The following is an 18,579-nucleotide window of genomic DNA, read 5'->3' as shown; positions in this document are numbered from 1 at the left end:
CTGGTCCTTGAGCACCCGTAGCGCCAGTAGCACCCGCTGGTCCTTGAATACCTTGAGGCCCTTGAGGTCCAGTAGCACCTGCTGGTCCTTGAGCACCTTGAGCACCCGTAGCGCCAGTAGCGCCAGTAGCGCCAGTAGCACCCGTAGCACCCGTAGCACCCGCTGGTCCTTGAATACCTTGAGGCCCTTGAGGTCCAGTAGCACCTTGAGCGCCCGCTGGTCCCTGAGCACCTTGAGGTCCTTGAGGTCCAGTAGCACCAGTAGCACCCGTAGCACCTGTTGCTCCTCTGCCTCCAAGGCAACCTGATCCGTATTGAACTAGGATAGTTTGGATCTCTGTTATGAGTCTAACTAGTTTGTCAATCGTACAACAATCTACTTTGAATAACTTAGCGATATACAATAAATAATTAAGCAAGCTTTGTAGCTCAACGTATAATGCTCCGCATGAGAAAGGTGTTGTTCTTAAAATAGTTAATAAATTAGCAATAATAGAATTTCCAATTTGTTTTTGTGCTGGGGATAAATCTAAGCAATTGAGGAATTTTTGTAAGTTATTTAGGGCAGCGATCAAGTTATCTATATTATTTTGAGAAGGGTTTTGAAAGACAGCTTGAATAGCTTGGCCAAGAGCTTGAAGAAGTCTAACGAATTCTGTAAGTTCGGACTTAGAGATGTTAATATGACTACAAGCTCTTACTTCGCAACAATCGTTACCATAAAATACTTTTCCTTTATTTTTATTGTTCATCTTTTCATTCCTTTCTTTCATAGAATCAATAGTCATTACTATATATTAAAATGAAATTTATACTAAATTCGTAATGGACAAACTACCATTTATAAAAAAAATAAGGAATTGGCCCACTTAGCAAAAAGTAAGTAAGGTATAGAAGGCTTTATATAATGTAAAGAAGAAAAGTTTAACATAAAAAACTGCATGTCAATTGTTGAAGAATTAACAATTGACATGCAGTTCGTGGATTGGATTTTATTTGTATTGATTTAATCTTTCAAGGGCTGTTTTAGGTAAGATTGGAATTGAAATAGTAAAAGTAGTACCATCTTCATTACTAGTCATTTTTAATGTACCGCTATGATTTTGAATAATTTTTTTCGTTACTGACAAGCCCAAACCTGTGCCGGAATCTTTTGTTGAGAAGAATGGATCAAAGATATAGTCTTGAATCGCTGGTGGAATACCAGTCCCATTATCAGTGAAAGTAATACGAACAAAATTATCTAGGCGGTAACTAGTGATTTGGATAGAAAGTTTTTTTTCTCCTTGAGCATCGACAGCGTTCTGGAATAAGTTTAAAAAAACTTGCACAAGTTCATGACGATCAATATGAACTAATATATCATCTAATTCGGTAGAAAAATTATAATCAATTGAAATGTTATGTAAAAAGACTTCGCTAGCTAGTAACTGTTGAATATACTCACGTAAAAATGTATTAATGGGAAAGGGTTCTCTTTTAAATTCACGTGTTTTTGAAAGAGATAAAAATTTTGTAATGATACTATTTGCTCGATCTAATTCAGGAATAAGTAAATTTTTAAATAGTTCTTTATTAGATGGAGAAACACTTTCTTGTAAAAATTGTAAGTATCCTCGTACTGTTGTAAGAGGATTTCGTACTTCGTGTGCAATTCCAGCTGCGATTCGCCCTGCTAACGAAAACTTCTCTGCATCACGTTCTGTATTTAAATAATGAAAGACACTAATAACTCTAAAAATCTCCCCGTTATAATCACGAATAATTCGGTTATTTATAATGCCATAGTTTTTGTCTAAAACTTCTTCATTATATATTTCTGTTCCCGTTTTTAATGTTTCAATCGCTTTAATTTTTTCTTCCGGCAAGTTTAGTAATTGTTGAATCGGTTTTCCGATAATATCATTTCGTATTACACCGAAATCATCTGCAGCAACTTGATTACATAAAGTAATATTCCCTTTATTATCGACAAAGGTTACATGATGTGAAAAGGCATCAAAAATATGTACAAAGTGTTTTTCGAGTTGTTCAAATAAAAATAATGAATCGCAAGTAAGTTGAAAATGAGCCTCTTTATTCTCTTTTGGTATTTCTTGAATGGAATGGGTTGTTCTAGTTTTCTTTATTCGTAAACCAATATGTGGATTTTTGTATGTGAAATGATGTGGTAATTGATTCACAAGTTCTTCATAAAAACGTACTTTATTTTCTAGTTCTTCAATTCGTTTTTCATGAGATACAGTAGCATCGTTTGGAAGCATAAATAAATAACCCCTCATTTTAAAAATTCTTCCATATAGTATATCATATTTTTATAAGGATACTCTTAAAGAAAAGGCTACATGATGCAAAGTGTTTGGAAAGTGAATAGAAGATGAAGTTAAAAAGGGAGGGGTATATGTGCTGTTTATTGGAGTGACAGGATGGGGAGATCATGATTCTTTATACATAAATCCCTATGAAAATAGAAATAAATTACGAACATACAGCGAGTATTTTCCTATAGTAGAAGTGGATAGCTCATTTTATGCGATGCAACCTGCACGAAACTATACAAAATGGGCAATGGAAACACCGAAAGATTTTTCTTTTATCGTAAAAGCATATCAAGGAATGACAGGACATATGAAAGGTGAAATTCCTTTTTCTACGTTCGATGAGATGTTTGATGTATATAAACAATCTATTCTTCCTTTAATTGAAGCTGGTAAATTAAAAACGATTTTATTTCAATATCCACCATGGTTTGATTGTAAAAAGAAAAATGTAGATTTTCTTCGATATACGAAAGAAAAAATGGAAGGTTTACCATGTGCAATAGAATTTCGAAATCAAACATGGTTTTATCCAGAAATGAGAGATAAGACGTTACAGTTTCTAGAACAAGAGAAATGGATTCATACAATTTGTGATGAACCACAGGCTGGGATAGGTTCTGTGCCACTCGTGTTAGAGGTTACGAATTCAGACATGGCATTAATACGTTTTCACGGTCGAAATGTTCATGGTTGGCTTGATAAAGGGGAAAACTGGAGAGCGGTTCGCTGTTTATATCGCTACAACAATAAAGAACTGGAAGAATGGGTTGAACGATTAGAGCAATTAAAAAAGAAAACAAAGGATATATACGTACTGTTTAACAACAATTCAGGTGGGGATGCAGCAGATAATGCGAAACAGCTTATGAAAATGATGAACATTACATATGGTGAGCCGAAGCCGGAGCAATTAAATTTTTTTGAATGATAATAAACAAGAAAGGCACTGTACAAACAGGGGGAATGTACAGTGCCTTTCTATATGAAAAAGAGGGGTAACAATGTTACTGAGCGTTTGGTTGATTCATCAATTGTTGGCTTCATAATAAATGATAATGGTTATCATTATCATTGTCAATGGTTTTTCTAAAAATATATAAAAAACTTTGTATATTTTAAATAGAGATAAAAAAAGAACAGCAATTAATGCTGTTCTTTTCCATTGACAAATTGTTGTAAATCAAAAGGAGTTATCGCTTGGATAAATTCTTTTGAGATAAGTGTTTGAACGAGAGTGCTCTCAGAGATAGAAGCACCTGTTTTCTTTTCATAAGCTTGTTTTAATAAATCAAGTTTTTCAGCCGTTTCTTTTGGTAATTCAATTGTAAGTGTGTTCATAATTTCTCCCCCTTATTATTAGAGTACCACTACAGTATAGGAGAGACAAGAAAAGAGAATACGAAATGTAAAAAAGGTTACCAAATTTTCAAATGGTAACCTTTTTTATGTATAAGAGTTATTAAGCAATACCGATATACTTTAAAGTTTTTGATGGAGTACTGTGATCAAAGAAGTGTTGTAAAAATGCAATATCAACACCTGATTTGTATGCACAATAACCCCAAGTTTTTCGAAGTGTATGTGAGCTAATCCCTTCTAATCCAACTTCTTTTGCAGCTTTGTTTAAAATGTACCATGCATGTTGTCTCGTAATAGATTTTGTTCCTTTTTGAGATTTTAACAATGGTTCATTACGTTTCCAAGTTTTACGTTCTTTCATGTAGTCTTCGATTGCGTGCTGTAAGTCTTCATTTACAGCAAACCATTTATGTTTCTTCACTTTTTCATTGTAAAATAAAATGGAATGGCGAACATTTTCATTTTCATCGATTACATCACTAACTTTTAATTGTAAGATTTCACTTACTTTTAAGCCAGAATTTACAGCTAATACGAATAATAAGCCATCACGTTTCGAAGATTGTAAAAGTATATTTTTGATAGTTTCTAATTGTTTTTCATTTTGAATAGGTTGTCCTGCTTGTTTCATTTCACGCACTCTCCTCTTTTATATGTGTAAAGGAAAGGATTAACTTGTTTCTTACTATAAAGGGAGAGTGTGAATTTCATGTGAACTCCTAGTGAAATTAAGACAAATTATTTGACTTCTTTTACTTTTTGTAAATTGAAATAGAATACAACACTGTTAGTCGTATTATACACACCGTATTCGGCATGATGGAGGTCTAAAATGTTTTTTACAATAGATAATCCGAGACCGGTACCTCCAGTGTGACGGCTACGTGATGCATCTAGACGATAGAAGCGATCCCAAATTTTTTCAAGACTTTCTTCAGGGATAGGGTTTCCTGTATTCTCGATTTCGACTTTTACGGTATCTTCTGCTTCTATAATGGAGACTTGTATTTTTTCTCCCTCTGGCGTATAACGGATTGCATTACTTAGTAAGTTCACAACTACTTGCTCAATGCGACTGCGATTTGCTTTAACAAGTATAGAAGGGTCTGCATCGATGTTCACTTGTAAATGTTTTTCTTCCATGCTAAATAATAATTTTGTGTAGACTTGTTGCGTTAATTCACCGATTGAGAACGTCGTCATATCTAGTTTGTAAGTACCAGATTCCAACTTTGCTAATTCTAACATTTCAACAATCAGCCTGTTCATATTTTCTGTTTCTTCTAAAATAACATCAGTATAATACGAAGTATCCTTACTAACACCATCTTTAATTCCTTCTGCAAAACTTCTAATTACACTTAGCGGTGTTTTTAATTCGTGTGATACGCCAGAAATGAATTCTTTTCTTGTTTTTTCTAATTGACGTTCACGTTCAATATCTTGTTGTAACTTTGTATTAGCAACATTTAATCGATCGATTCGATCTTTTAAATTTACAGATAATGTATTGATACTGCCAGAAAGCCCGCCAATTTCATCGTCAGCTGTAACAGGTAATTTCTCGCTGAAATCAAAATTAGCCATTTTTTTTGTAACACGATTTATTTTAATTAATGGCTTAACAATGATTTTTGAGTAGTAGAAGGATAACAAAATAATTACGAGAAACACGATGATTAAGGCATAGACATAATAATCTTTTAAAACGAGCATCGCTTCATTAACAGGCTGCAAAGATGCTATCGCAAAAGCGTATTCTGTAATCCTTCCATTTTCTATAATCGGTTTTACAAAGATACTATTTTTTATATTTTCTCCGCCATCTAATATGAAAGTACTTAATTGGTTCGAGTTAGAAGTTCCCTCTCTAATCATATCTGCAAAATATTGAACGGCTTGTAATGTTTCAATATCATTTGCAAGACGAACCTCCGCTTTGGATGGGAGCTGTAACTTAGTTATAACACCTGTAAAGACGATTCGAGTTGTAGATTTGTATCGGCTTGCAAGTCTGTTCTTAGAAGGGTTACCATTAATTGACTGAAAATCCGAATAGAAATGTTCGTTCTGCCATTGATTATAATTCGTTCCTAATTTTTGTGGTGTGATTATATTATTCTCTTGTACGACTCCATCAACATTGATTATTACATCTTTTTTTAAACCTAAATTTTCGAATTTATTATATTCTTCTGGTGTTAAAAGATTGTTGAGTGGAATGGAATACTGTTTATTATTGTTGGGATTAAATACATCGATATAGTAATTGTTATCACTTTTAATAATACCGTTAGAATCCAAAAACTGCATATCGGCATTTGTTTTATCATGAAATTCTTGTTTTAGTTTTCTAACCTGCTCATAACTTTTATCACTTTTATCATAATTATCTACGAATTTTTCAAAAGCAGTTTGGACTGTTTTTACTTTCTTATTAATATAAAATTTCTCTAAAAATAGAGATTGTCCTAGGAAAAAAAGTAGGAATATGATTGTAAATAAAGTGGATGTTAATAAAAATAGTTTAAAGACAATACTTCTGTTTTTCACTGCGTCACCTCTTATGAGAAATACTGTAAATGATTTCTTTATCCCGTTAAATCCGATTGGTTCAACTAATAATCAGTGGGGGATGGAAAAAACCTCCACTGATTAAAGTTTCACTTCATTATAACAAACGTTACAAGAAAGTAGAGGGGAGAAATCTGTCTCTTTATAAAGTAGTTATTTATAAAAAGTCACATAAAAAGAACTCGCCAGACGTATGACAAGTTCTTTAGTGTATTATTGTTGAATTGCTGCATCTAAAGCGATTTCAATCATTTCGTTAAATGTAGTTTGACGCTCTTCAGATGTTGTTTCTTCGCCAGTGAAGATGTGATCGCTAACTGTTAATACAGATAATGCATTTACACCGTATTTCGCTGCTAATGTGTAAAGAGCAGTTGTTTCCATTTCTACTGCTAATACACCGTAATCTCCAAGTTTTTTAACTATGTCCATGCTTTCACGATAAAACACATCTGCTGTTAAAACGTTACCGACACGAACGTGTAATCCTTTTTCAGTTCCAGCATCATAAGCTTTCTTTAAAAGGTCAAAGTTTGCAGCTGGTGCAAAATCAAATCCTGGGAATGTTAAACGGTTCATATTAGAATCAGTACAAGCCGTCATTGCGATAATAACATCACGAACTTTTACATCTTTTTGAATTGCACCGCAAGTTCCAACGCGAATTAAATTTTTAACTCCGTAGCTTTGGATTAATTCGTTTACATAAATAGAAATAGAAGGAACACCCATACCTGTACCTTGAACAGATACACGTTTTCCTTTATAAGTTCCAGTGAAACCTAACATACCACGCACATTATTATAGCAAGTAACGTCCTCTAGAAATGTTTCAGCGATATATTTTGCACGTAATGGATCACCAGGTAATAGAATAGATTCAGCGATTTCGCCTTGTTTTGCTTCGATATGTACACTCATAAAAAAGTCCTCCTTATAATGTATTGATAGAAATCAATATCATTTGCATTATACACTACGAATCCTTTCAATTAAAATCTTTTTATTATTTGTAATATGTGCAAAATAGGAGGATTTCATAAATCATAATCTAGAATATATATCTTAAGAAGTTTTGTATGAATAGAGACAATAAAAATGGTAGGTGATGTTTTGAAAAATCTTGTCATTGGGCTTATTGCGTTAGTACTTATTGTGGCAGGAGGATTTTACATAAAAAAATATCAAGAAAACGAAGAGACTGTAGGAGATGTTCAGGAAGTAAAGTGGGATGTTTCAAATGGAAAGGGAAATGAGAAAGTAGATATTGTATTTCAGTTGTTAAACAACAAGAATAATGAAATTCGTGGTGTAAATGATCAAATGCGGGCAGTGATTGTAGATGGACAGTTAAAAAACATACAACAAATTAAACCCACATTTGCAGGGAACGGGTCATATAAGTTATCTTCCAAAATAGCGAAAGACGAAGAATATACAATATTTTTATACGAAGACAAAAATAAGTCCGTAGAGTCATTCGCTAGGAAGAATTTTGGTAGAACGAAAGAGGAGAACAATAAGAAAAAAGTGAAATTTCCAATCGACAGTGTACTTACAAAAAAAATAGGAGAGTATGAAGTTTCTCTTTTATTTGGCGCATTACATCCGAATGAACCAGTTACGTTAACATTTCAGTTTCAAGCGAAAAAGGGTGAAAAATTGAAATTGCATTCAGAGAGAGGAGAAGTAGAGTCACTCTATATAGTGGATGAAACGAAGGAGAATTTTTTATACGCTATGCCTGTAGATACGGATGAGCAATTACAATACCGAATTACATTTCCTGCCGAGGGCACGTATAAAATGTGGGGGAATTTCTATATAAATGGTAAGAAGTATGAAAAAGAATTTATTGTACAAGTTCAAAAAAGAAAAAACAGCTAAGAATTTAGCTGTTTTTTCTTTTTCCTATTAATTTTGTTACAGAGAGCATTGTAATTGGTAAAGAATGATTCTTCCTAAATGCTAAATATTTACCGCTCCATGCTGGTTTATATTTTTCTTTAAAATGTCGTAATCCGCTGAAACTATACGTATAACGAACGTTATTAAAGATTGCAGCAGCCACTCGTTCAGACCAGAAAGACTGTGTGGATAAACCAACATTTGAAAGTGGTGCCATACCGATATTAAAGGAGTGGTATTCATTTTCTTTTGCCCACTGGAATAAGTGGATGAAAATTGCGTCCATAATGCCGCTAGGCGCATCTGGATAATATCGCATTAAATCGACAGATAATGATCCGTTTTGATATACAGGCATGAATGTTGTGAATGCAATAATTTTTCCATCCGCATCAGATAATGTTGCGATAGGAGCGCGACTAATATATTCACGATCGAAGTATCCGAGTGAAAAACCTTTCTCTTTTTTTCCACCAAGCCATGCATCTGAAACTTTTCTTAACTCTTCATATAATTCGTCGGAGAAAGGTGGCTCATGAATAGAGAATGTATAGCCTTCTCTTTCAAAACGGTTGAAAGTAGCTCGCATGCCAGCGCGTTTCTTTCCTGTTATTGTAAAGGTATTTAAATCAACAACAGCTTCTTCACCAAGCTTAAAGAAGTTATAACCAAAATCGTGGTATAAACTCATCCATTTACTTTCAATTTGATAGAATACACAAATGTATCCAAATCGATCAGCCTCAGCTAAAAACTCTTGCAATACAGTACGATAGGAGGAAGGGTCCCCAATTGGATCACCCAGTACAATAAGTCGTTTTCCAGTTATTGAGAAGAGAATGAGTGCTTTTCCATCACTACTGAAAAAGAACTGTTTATCTCCTAAAAAACCTAAATGACTAAGTACATTTCCACCATGTTCATCTAAGAAGTTTTGTAATCGTTTATCATTAGCTGGTTGCCCGGGAAATTCATTTCGATAACGATTTGCAATGAGTGAACCAATTAGTAAAAAAGTAGGAACAAAAAAGGCAGCTGCTAATGCACTTCGTTTTACTTGTGTAATATTACGAACGACAAAATCAGGTTTGAAAGCTTCTTTTGCACCTGCAAATAAAATACCTAAGTTTTTATATAAATATAACGTTACAAGTAGGAATATAAAAACTTTTACGATATCCGAAAGTGAGACTTCCATTTTCTCACGTACAAACCTTTTACGAAGCATATACAATACAGCGAGTACGATTAATAAAATAAAAGTTTCTTCAACATCAATTCCTTTTAGTGTGTTAAAAATAGCCGCTCCAATTAAAGATACAATCGTCATATAATAAGAACGTTTTGTTCCGTAATATATCCCCCGCGAAAGAATGAGGAGGAGAATACCGAATGTTAGCGATAAGCTAAAAGAAAATTGAATAAGATGTTTTGGAGCTAGAATATGTAAGGCGTGTGCCCGATTTATACTTGTCGGTAGAATGGTTGATAAAATAACCATTAAGCCAGCAAATACTGTTAAAGCAGCAGATGCCCAAGAACCTAACTTTCCTAGAAAGTCACGCTGCAAAGTCCATATAACACCAGTTGTCTCTAATGCAGGCGCAATAAAAGGTTTATCTTCAAACTTTTTAATGGCTACTCCTGTCATTTCAAAAGCTGCAAAAATGAGACCAAGGCAGAAGGGCAAGATGTAATAGACGAGACGATATAATAACATAGCAGGGAGTAAAACACCTGTATCGATGCCGTATTGCCCAAGCCCAGTTAAGAAGACAAGATCAAATGATCCAAGGCCACCAGGAACAAGACTAACGACACCAGCTAAAGCAGCAATAACATATACGCCTAAAAACTTTTGGAATTCGATTTCAATGCCAAATAATAGTAATATGACGTACATAACAATACCAGCAGATACCCATTCGACTAATGAAACTAATGAGTATAAAACAGTTGGGTTTTTCTCCTCTTCTTCTTGTTCCTCTGTTTGCGTCGCTTTTCTATTTTTTAATTTAGAAAATCCGATATATATAGGGACGAAAAGAGCGAAGAAGATAAGAACAGGCCATAGCCATGGTTTTTCATGCAAAATAAATCTCGTGTCTAATATTCCGATAAGACCAAGAAATGAAAGAATGGCTAATCCATTAATAAAGGCAGTTGTCATCCAAGCGATACTTTTAATAAGTTTTCCATTTTCTTTTATATATGGACGATAAAGCATTGTGCGTACGCCGGCTCCAACAAGACCACCAAACCCGATAAATCCATTTAAAGTATTAGCAATCCACGAGATACGGAAAATCTTTTGGACAGGAATATCAGCTTTTAAGTAACGAAGCATAACATAGTCATAAAAGAACATTGTTGATACAGCGAATGCACCAAGTGTAATTGCTAAAAAGACTCCTCCAGTTGGAATGTTTTTAATTGTATCAATCGCTTCTAAAAAAGAAATGCCCGCTAATTCTTTTTTTGCTTGAAAGAATACAATTGTTAATACAACAAATGGGAAGATAATTTTCCCGATTTGTAAGAAACGTTTCCATGAAAACGACATAAATACAACTCTCCTTGTATAAGAAAACTGAGACAATAATATTATTATGACAAACTTCAAGAAAAATAAAAAGGTAATTTCCTGTATAGGGGAGCTATTTTTTATATAGGTATATTTAAAAGAATATTTTGTTTATCGGAAAATTAAGTTAGAATAAGGTGAAAGAAGGGTGAGGGGGGAGTATATGATTATAAAAGGTTACGTAGGATATGAGTTAGAAAAAGAGAAACCTAATACATCAGAAGATTTTTTTAACAGATCTGAAGTGACATATATATTAAATGGTAAAGAGAAAACTTTTTCGGTTTTATACGTTCGATATTTTGAAGAAGTTTTACAAGAAATTACTCCTTTTGAAGGAAATCCAGTGTATAAAGTAGAAGAACAAAACATATATTTGCGCGATATTGTAGCGATATGTTGTTTAATGAAAGATAAGGAGCTTCGTGCGCAAAAACGTTTGTATTTAAATAATATGGAAGAATTTCAACAATATTTTGATGAGGGAACGGTGTCGAAAGTACAAGAAATATTGGCTGAATTACATAAAAATAAAAGAGTAGAAATAGCGTGAAATGGCAAAGGAGAGAGAAAAAATGTCTAATTTGATGGTTGAAAATCAAACAGAACAAGTTTCTATATTTTTAGAAGATGCTATTAATTTGATAACCAATTATGTAAATTATCATACGTTACCTTCTTTATTAGAGGAAACACCAGCAGGGAATGAGCGATATTATAAAGGGTTATTAGCATCAATGAGACGACTTCTCGTTTTTTGCGAAGAAGGACAGGATGCATGTTTTGTTTTGTTGAATAGCCAGCCATTTCGAAAAACAGCAGCTGAAAAAATTTTATATAAGATTTACCATCAAGTAATTGCAGAGTTTTTTTCACCGAAGAGTGATCATTGGTATGAAAATAGTCGGTGTGCATATACAGGGAAAAATTCTATCGTTTTTCAACAAACACCACCTGCATCTTTAGAGCAAGTGATGAAGAGTTTAGAAGGTAAATTTCAATTGATGCGTGAAGAACTAGAATATTATGAGACGGATTATCAGACAAAGATGTTACACAAATATTGATTGAGGAAAAGAAGCTAAGGTGACTTAGCTTCTTTTCCTTTTGTACAGTTATATAAGGGATTTTCATTGAATATAGTTAAGTGGATAGCATTAGGGAGGTGCAACATGAATCAGCAAGGTGTATTTACAGATTACTTTCATGAAGTAGAAAATTGGTGTGAAAGTGTTCTTCACGTATTAGATAGTCGTGCAATGGAAGTGTATGATGTCCATATGCTTGCTTATAAAATTCAGACGTTATTAGAGCGTATGAAAGAGCATGAGTATGAAACAGATGCAGAGTTTATGTATGAAATAAGCGATGATGTAGAACATATTCAGCATCACTTGCAGGAAGTATTTATGCAAGAAGAAGAGGAATATGAATTATATGAAAGAGGGGATAGTGAACGAGCTGTCCCAATTGGAGGACATACACTCCCGCCATTACCTTATCCATATAATGCGTTAGAACCGTATATTTCTAAAGAAATTATGATGTTACATCATGATAAACATCATCGGAGTTACGTGGAAGGATTAAATAAAGCAGAGAAGATGATGGAAGAAGCGAGAAAAACAAATAAATTTGATTTAATTAAGCATTGGGAAAGGGAAGCGGCTTTTCATGGGTCAGGTCATTACTTACACACGATATTTTGGAATAACATGAAAAAAGACGGTGGTGGAAGTCCAAGAGGAACTTTTTCACAACAAATTGAACAAGATTTTGGGAGCTTTTTACGTTTCCAAAAACATTTTACAGAAGCAGCCTCTAAAGTAGAAGGTTCAGGCTGGGCAATTCTCGTTTGGGTACCCCGGTCTGGAAGGTTAGAAATTTTGCAAAGTACACTTCATCAATTATTTACACAATGGGATACGATACCGCTCCTTGTACTAGATGTCTGGGAACATGCGTATTATTTGCAATACCAAAATCGAAAAGATGAATATATTAAAAACTGGTGGAATGTTGTAAATTGGCCTGATGTAGAAAAAAGGTTTGAAACTGCGAAACAAATTGAATGGACACCATATTAGACGCAAATTCTCTGCGTCTTTTTTAATGGAAGTAGAAGGAAGATTTCGTTCATATTTTAAAAGGCCAAGCATACACTTGTACAAAAAGTGCCAAAAGGACGTGGGGGGAAATATGAGACGAATTTGTGTAATCATTACGCTTCTTATGATGTATGCAAGCGTTATGCCGATTCCTACATATGCAAAGATGAACAGCAATGTTAGTGCTCGAAATGCTGTATTAATGGAGCAACAGTCTGGTCGTGTATTATACGGAAAGGCAGAACATGAGCCTCAAAAAATTGCTAGTATAACAAAAATTATGACCGCCTTATTAGCTGCTGAATCAGGGAAGATGAAAGAAATGGTATCAGTTAGTAATGAAGCGGTGAGGGTGGAAGGATCGGCAATCTATTTAAAGCCTGGACAAAAAGTGAAGTTAGAAGATTTAGTATATGGACTCATGCTTAGATCTGGTAATGACGCAGCGCAAGTAATTGCTGAAAGTGTGGGTGGGAGTATAGATGGATTCGTATATTTAATGAATCAAAAAGCGAAAGAAATTGGAATGAAAGATACGCACTTCTCAAACCCTCATGGCTTAGATGGAGATGGATCACATTATTCGTCGGCTTACGATATGGCATTATTAACGAAATATGCAATGGGAAACGAGACATTTAAGAAAATCTTTGGAACCAAAACATATAAATCAGATTCTTGGGATTACCCGTGGAAAAATAAACATAAGCTGGTAACGTCTTATTATGAATTTGCAACAGGGGGAAAAACAGGTTTTACGAAGAAAGCTGGGCGAACGCTTGTTACAACGGCATCAAAAGGTGGACTAGATTTAATTGTCGTAACTTTGAGTGCCTCTAGTGATTGGGATGATCATATGAATTTGTTTGATAAAGGTTTTGACCGTTTCAAACAAACGAAAGTTTTAGGACAAGGAGCAATTGCTGAAATAAATGAAAAGAAGTATGCCAACCATGTTTATACGAAAAATAGTTTTTCGGTACCGTTAACTGAAGAAGAAAAAAAGAACGTAGTATTAAAAGTTGAACTCGATAAAAGTACAAAACTTACGGATGGAGTAAAGGTTGGGAAGACAGACATTTATGTTGGTAATGAAAAAGTTGGAGAACGGAATTTATTTTATAGTAAACGAAAGTTAGTAGCTACAACGGGACTTTACTGGAATAATGTGAAAGAAATTTTTTCTTACATGATAGGTGTTGGGAACGATGGTTAATCTCGTATGGGTAGCGATGGCTGTCATTGGGATTGTATACGCCATGATAAATGGAACGATGGAAGAAGTGAATAAAGCTGTATTTGACGGAGCAAAAGATGCGGTAACGATTTGTATAGGACTTATTAGTGTTTTAGTATTTTGGCTCGGTTTAATGAAAATTGCAGAGGAAGCCGGATTGTTAAAAAAATTAGTTACACTTTTTATGCCGATAGTAAAAAGGTTGTTTCCAGAAATACCAAAGGATCATCCGTCTATGGGATTTATTCTATCAAATATGATGGCAAACTTTTTTGGTCTAGGTAATGCAGCGACCCCTCTTGGTATTAAAGCGATGGAACAACTGAAAGAGTTAAATGGAGGAAAGGATTCGGCGAGCCGTTCTATGGTGACGTTTCTAGCATTAAATACATCAGCTATTACATTAATTCCTACGACAGTCATTTCCATTCGAATGACGTATGAATCAGCGAATCCTACTGAAATTGTTGGGGTAACATTTATTGCACAAGTACTTTCTATGATTGGGGCAATTTGGATTGACCGCTATTTTTACCGAAGAAGGAGTAGAAAGGGGCGGAAAAAATGAGCATTGTAAATACAATTTCCTTATGGGTAATCCCTTGTGTAATTGGTTTTATCCTTTTATATGGCACAATAAAGAAAGTGCCGACGTATGAATCGTTCGTTGAGGGAGGAAAAGAAGGGATTCAAATTGCAATTTCCATCTTACCGTTTATGGTTGGAATGCTTGTGTCTATTTCTATATTCCGGTCTTCAGGTGCGTTAGATGCAATGATATCGGTAATGAAGCCAATGTTAGATTTGATCCATGTTCCAGCAGAAATTGTACCCTTAGCACTTATACGCCCTATTTCAGGCTCTGCTGGTTTAAGTATTACGACCGATTTAATTGCAACATATGGGCCAGATTCGTTTATTGGGAGATTGGCTTCTACGATGCAAGGGAGCACAGATACGACTTTCTATATTTTAACTGTATATTTTGGAGCGGTTGGGATTAGAAAAATGGGGGATGCACTAAAAGTAGGACTTTTTGCAGATTTAATCGGGATTATATGCTCAATTGTGTTCGTTTCTTTATTGTTTCAGTAATACTATTCATTTTTTACGCTATTTCGCTTATAATACGTATACGACCACTATTAAGGTGTAGCTTAATAGTGGTTTTTTTATGTGGTATTTTTGACAAAATGATGAACTTTTATTGTGAGAAATATGAAAAATATGGACAATAATAAAGGGTAAAAACATGATTTGACCTTTATATGTTTATTATCATCGCTATGTTGTTTAAGTAAGATGAAGCGAATAGCCGTAAAGCGTATGCGGTTGCCAAGTCTTTCTAATGTAAGGTAAGATAAATTCGAGGTGAAAAAAAGAAATGGAACGATTACAAAAAGTGATTGCGCAAGCAGGTATTGCATCGAGAAGAAAGGCTGAGGAATTAATTCAGCAAGGAAAAGTGAAAGTTAATGGAAAAATAGTGAAAGAGTTAGGGACAAAAGTAACTCCTCAAGATAAAGTAGAAGTAAATAATATCCCTCTTGAAAAAGAAGAACCTGTTTATTTTTTACTATATAAACCAACTGGCGTAATTTCAAGTGTATCAGACGATAAAGGAAGAAGTGTTGTAACGGACTTTTTCCCGGAAATTACACAACGTTTATTCCCAATCGGACGCTTAGATTATGATACGTCTGGCGTATTATTAATGACAAACGATGGGGACTTCGCAAACGTATTAATGCATCCTAGATATAAAGTTGAAAAAACATATGTTGCAAAAATAAAAGGGCCATTAACAGGTGAGAAAATTCGCATGTTAGAACGCGGTGTTACGTTAGAAGACGGTAAAACAGCACCAGCACGTGTGAAAATTATTTCTTGGGACAAGCGTAAAGAGATGGCTATTGTACAATTAACAATTCATGAAGGACGTAATCGTCAAGTACGTCGTATGTTTGAAGCGTTAGACTGTAAAGTAGTGAAATTAAAACGTGAACGTTATGCTTTCTTAGAAGTAGGAAGCCTGCGACCTGGTGATGCGAGAGAATTGACACCACATGAGGTGAAACAATTACGCGCGCTTGCTTCTACAAAGCCAAGATAAGCTATAGAGTTAAAAATTCACCAGTGGAGTGCTCTGCTGGTGATTTATTCAATACAACATTTACAGAAGATAATACATAACATTTACCGAGGAGAGGAGAGGTAATATGAAGAAAAATCGCTTATTATTTCGCGTTATTATTCTACTCATTTTATGTGGTGCTGTAGGATTTACCCTTTATCAAGGATTCTTTGCTAATAAAGAGAAAATGCAAATCGGAAAAGAAGCACCTAACTTTATTGTGACGGATTTAGAAGGAAAGAAAATTGAACTAAAAGATTTAAAGGGAAAAGGTGTATTTTTAAACTTTTGGGGCACGTGGTGTAAACCTTGTGAAAAAGAAATGCCTTATATGAATGAATTATATCCAAAGTATAAAGAAAAAGGCGTTGAAATCATAGCGTTAGATGCAGATGAAACGGATATTGCAGTAAAGAACTTTGTGAACCAATATGGTTTGAAATTCCCAGTTGCCATTGATAAAGGACAAAAGATTATAGGAACATATGGAGTAGGTCCTTTACCGACAAGCTTTTTGATTGATAAAGATGGAAAAGTAGTGGAGCAAATTATAGGGGAACAAACGAAAGAACAGTTAGAAGGGTATTTAAAGAAAATTACTCCGTAATAAAGAAAGCCTTTACATAAGGGGTGCGTGTTTATAGTGCCTCTGGTTTAAAAATTCTGAGTATTGCGGTAACTTGAGGTTAGAATATACAATAGTACATATAGATACAGGGGCGGTGAGAGTGTTGAAAGAAATTAAATGTGAATGTGGACATGTTAATCCGATAGGAACCGTTTTTTGTGAAGCTTGCGGGAAACCATTTGAAAGCAATGAAAATGCAAAACTATTGGATATGCGCTATGAGGGGAGTGCACGGAGATCTCTCACGCAGAAAAAAACGATAGTCGATAAAATTTGGAGCTTTTTCTCTTCTGTAAAAGTAGGTGTATGGCTAATCGTAATAACTTTAGCTGCATCAGCGATAGGAACTATATTTCCGCAAGAAATGTACATAACTCCAGGTATTGCACCAGCTGAATATTATAAACAAGAATACGGATTTTTAGGACAATTATACTATCAATTAGGGTTTAATAATTTATACGGTTCATGGTGGTATATGATTTTGATTGCTTCTATCGGTATTTCACTTGTGATATGTAGTTTAGACCGCGTTATTCCACTTTATAAAGCTTTAAAAAAGCAAGGCGTAAAAAGACATCCTAGTTTTTTAAAGAGACAGAGATTATATGGGACTGGTACACCGCAAGAAGGTGACCTGGAAAGAGTGCAAGAGAATTTAAAGAAAAGAAACTATAACGTGAAAGTGGAAGACGGAAACGTTTTAGCAGAAAAGGGACGCTTCTCGCGTTGGGGTCCATATGTAAATCATATCGGTCTTATTATCTTTTTATTCGGTGCGATGCTTCGTTTTTTACCGAGTATGTACGTAGACGAAGCACTTTGGTTACGTGACGGTGAAACGAAAGAAATACCAGGGACGGATGGACAATACTACTTAAAAAACGAGAAATTTATAAAAGAAGTTTATGATAAAAGTAAGGACAAGGAAGTTTTTGATGAAGCGATTGATCGTGTAGGTGATAAAATGATTGCGAAAAACTTCCAAACGAATGCCGTATTATATAAAGCAGTAGGAGAAAATATAGCAGGACAAAAACCGAAATTAGAAAAAGTAAAAGAAGCGGAAATTCGAGTGAATGAACCACTGAAATTTGATCAATTTGCAGTGTATCAAGTGGATTATAAAGAAAGTGAATTTAAAAGTATGTCCTTTAACTTGCAAAATAAAGAAAATAATCAAAAGTGGGGACCAATTAAAGTAGATTTAACGAATCCTAAGGAAAAATATGATTTAGGAAATGGTTATTCTCTAGAACTATTAAGCTATTTTCCTGATTTTTATTTTGATGAGAATGGAAAACCAAATACAAAAACGAAATTACCAAACAATCCTGCATTTGTATTTAAAATGTTTACACCTGAAACACCAGATGGTGAAGTGAGTTTTGTTGGTATTCAGCAAAATATAGAACCAGATGGAAACAACAAATATAAAATGTCGTTTGCAGGTGTTGAAATGCAAAATGCAACAGCACTTACTGTAAGAAAAGATTTAACGCTTTGGATTCTCGGCATTGGAGGATTTATATTTATGGTTGGTGTCATTCAAGGTATGTATTGGAATCATCGCCGTATTTGGATACAACGTGTTAATGATGAATGGTGGATTGCAGGGCATACAAATAAAAATTGGTTCGGTTTAAAGAAAGATATTGAAAGAGTACTAGAAGGTACAGCAATTCCACAGCCAAATGATAAAGTAATTGATAAAAAAATTAGTTAAG

The 18,579-nt window shown here is 34.4% G+C and carries 18 protein-coding genes; 11 read left to right on the top strand and 7 right to left on the bottom strand.

Annotation, left to right across the window (positions count from 1 at the left end):
• On the bottom strand, window positions 1–751 hold a 751-nt coding region (locus ACTFO4_RS10010; protein WP_440018852.1), incomplete at its 3' end, for a collagen-like repeat preface domain-containing protein.
• A gap of 240 nt (window positions 752–991) precedes the next feature.
• Window positions 992–2,263: an ATP-binding protein gene (locus tag ACTFO4_RS10005; RefSeq protein WP_061456969.1), complete on the bottom strand. Its 1,272-nt coding sequence runs from the start codon at window positions 2,261–2,263 to the stop codon at window positions 992–994.
• 139 nt (window positions 2,264–2,402) lie between these two features.
• Here ACTFO4_RS10005 and ACTFO4_RS10000 point away from each other — a divergent pair, with 139 nt between their 5' ends.
• Window positions 2,403–3,248 carry a DUF72 domain-containing protein gene (locus tag ACTFO4_RS10000; RefSeq protein WP_061456970.1) on the top strand — a complete coding sequence of 282 codons (846 nt, stop codon included), beginning with the start codon at window positions 2,403–2,405 and terminating at the stop codon, window positions 3,246–3,248.
• Between the two features lie 215 nt (window positions 3,249–3,463).
• Here the strand turns inward: ACTFO4_RS10000 and ACTFO4_RS09995 are convergent, their stop codons facing one another.
• From ACTFO4_RS09995 to deoD, 4 genes are all read right to left on the bottom strand, one after another.
• The gene (locus tag ACTFO4_RS09995; RefSeq protein ID WP_001094860.1) at window positions 3,464–3,658 is read right to left on the bottom strand and encodes a DUF3924 domain-containing protein; all 195 of its coding nucleotides are present in this window, start codon (window positions 3,656–3,658) and stop codon (window positions 3,464–3,466) included.
• 121 nt (window positions 3,659–3,779) lie between these two features.
• The gene (locus tag ACTFO4_RS09990) at window positions 3,780–4,310 is read right to left on the bottom strand and encodes a tyrosine-type recombinase/integrase (protein ID WP_000806236.1); all 531 of its coding nucleotides are present in this window, start codon (window positions 4,308–4,310) and stop codon (window positions 3,780–3,782) included.
• Between the two features lie 107 nt (window positions 4,311–4,417).
• Window positions 4,418–6,232 carry a sensor histidine kinase gene (locus ACTFO4_RS09985; protein ID WP_000797516.1) on the bottom strand — a complete coding sequence of 605 codons (1,815 nt, stop codon included), beginning with the start codon at window positions 6,230–6,232 and terminating at the stop codon, window positions 4,418–4,420.
• A 234-nt stretch (window positions 6,233–6,466) separates the two neighbouring features.
• Window positions 6,467–7,174, bottom strand: a complete 708-nt coding sequence (gene deoD / locus ACTFO4_RS09980) for a purine-nucleoside phosphorylase (RefSeq protein ID WP_000110703.1) — start codon at window positions 7,172–7,174, stop codon at window positions 6,467–6,469.
• 177 nt (window positions 7,175–7,351) lie between these two features.
• Between deoD and ACTFO4_RS09975 the strand changes: the two genes are divergently transcribed.
• Window positions 7,352–8,140, top strand: a complete 789-nt coding sequence (locus ACTFO4_RS09975; RefSeq protein ID WP_000232610.1) for a hypothetical protein — start codon at window positions 7,352–7,354, stop codon at window positions 8,138–8,140.
• Between the two features lie 4 nt (window positions 8,141–8,144).
• Here ACTFO4_RS09975 and mprF read toward each other — a convergent pair whose 3' ends face one another.
• Complete coding sequence (mprF, locus tag ACTFO4_RS09970) at window positions 8,145–10,724, bottom strand: bifunctional lysylphosphatidylglycerol flippase/synthetase MprF (RefSeq protein ID WP_000010848.1); 2,580 nt, start codon at window positions 10,722–10,724, stop codon at window positions 8,145–8,147.
• Window positions 10,725–10,908: 184 nt separating this feature from the next.
• Between mprF and ACTFO4_RS09965 the strand changes: the two genes are divergently transcribed.
• From ACTFO4_RS09965 to resB, 9 genes are all read left to right on the top strand, one after another.
• Complete coding sequence (locus tag ACTFO4_RS09965) at window positions 10,909–11,298, top strand: hypothetical protein (RefSeq protein ID WP_000584367.1); 390 nt, start codon at window positions 10,909–10,911, stop codon at window positions 11,296–11,298.
• A 22-nt stretch (window positions 11,299–11,320) separates the two neighbouring features.
• A complete protein-coding gene (locus ACTFO4_RS09960) occupies window positions 11,321–11,812 on the top strand; it encodes a YpuI family protein (protein ID WP_061456971.1) in 492 nt (163 codons plus the stop codon).
• A gap of 105 nt (window positions 11,813–11,917) precedes the next feature.
• Window positions 11,918–12,832 (top strand): superoxide dismutase, encoded by a 915-nt coding sequence (locus tag ACTFO4_RS09955; RefSeq protein WP_001075741.1) that lies wholly within the window; start codon window positions 11,918–11,920, stop codon window positions 12,830–12,832.
• Between the two features lie 112 nt (window positions 12,833–12,944).
• The gene (dacB, locus tag ACTFO4_RS09950) at window positions 12,945–14,069 is read left to right on the top strand and encodes a D-alanyl-D-alanine carboxypeptidase DacB (protein ID WP_001252638.1); all 1,125 of its coding nucleotides are present in this window, start codon (window positions 12,945–12,947) and stop codon (window positions 14,067–14,069) included.
• Window positions 14,062–14,658 carry a spore maturation protein SpmA gene (gene spmA, locus ACTFO4_RS09945; RefSeq protein ID WP_000247811.1) on the top strand — a complete coding sequence of 199 codons (597 nt, stop codon included), beginning with the start codon at window positions 14,062–14,064 and terminating at the stop codon, window positions 14,656–14,658. The genes dacB and spmA overlap by 8 nt, the downstream gene beginning before the upstream one ends.
• Window positions 14,655–15,185 (top strand): spore maturation protein SpmB, encoded by a 531-nt coding sequence (gene spmB / locus ACTFO4_RS09940; RefSeq protein ID WP_000029514.1) that lies wholly within the window; start codon window positions 14,655–14,657, stop codon window positions 15,183–15,185. The genes spmA and spmB overlap by 4 nt, the downstream gene beginning before the upstream one ends.
• Window positions 15,186–15,474: 289 nt before the next feature.
• Entirely contained in the window at window positions 15,475–16,203 is a 729-nt protein-coding gene (gene rluB / locus ACTFO4_RS09935) for a 23S rRNA pseudouridine(2605) synthase RluB (protein ID WP_000440556.1), read from the top strand.
• Window positions 16,204–16,309: 106 nt separating this feature from the next.
• Window positions 16,310–16,831 (top strand): thiol-disulfide oxidoreductase ResA, encoded by a 522-nt coding sequence (resA, locus tag ACTFO4_RS09930; protein ID WP_000742192.1) that lies wholly within the window; start codon window positions 16,310–16,312, stop codon window positions 16,829–16,831.
• Window positions 16,832–16,952: 121 nt separating this feature from the next.
• A complete protein-coding gene (gene resB / locus ACTFO4_RS09925) occupies window positions 16,953–18,578 on the top strand; it encodes a cytochrome c biogenesis protein ResB (protein ID WP_088338548.1) in 1,626 nt (541 codons plus the stop codon).
• The last annotated feature ends 1 nt before the right edge of the window (window position 18,579 follow it).

The sequence above is a fragment of the Bacillus cereus group sp. MYBKT14-1 genome (assembly GCF_051915185.1).
Lineage (GTDB): Bacteria > Bacillota > Bacilli > Bacillales > Bacillaceae_G > Bacillus_A > Bacillus_A cereus.
This window is presented reverse-complemented; position numbering and strand designations above follow the sequence as displayed.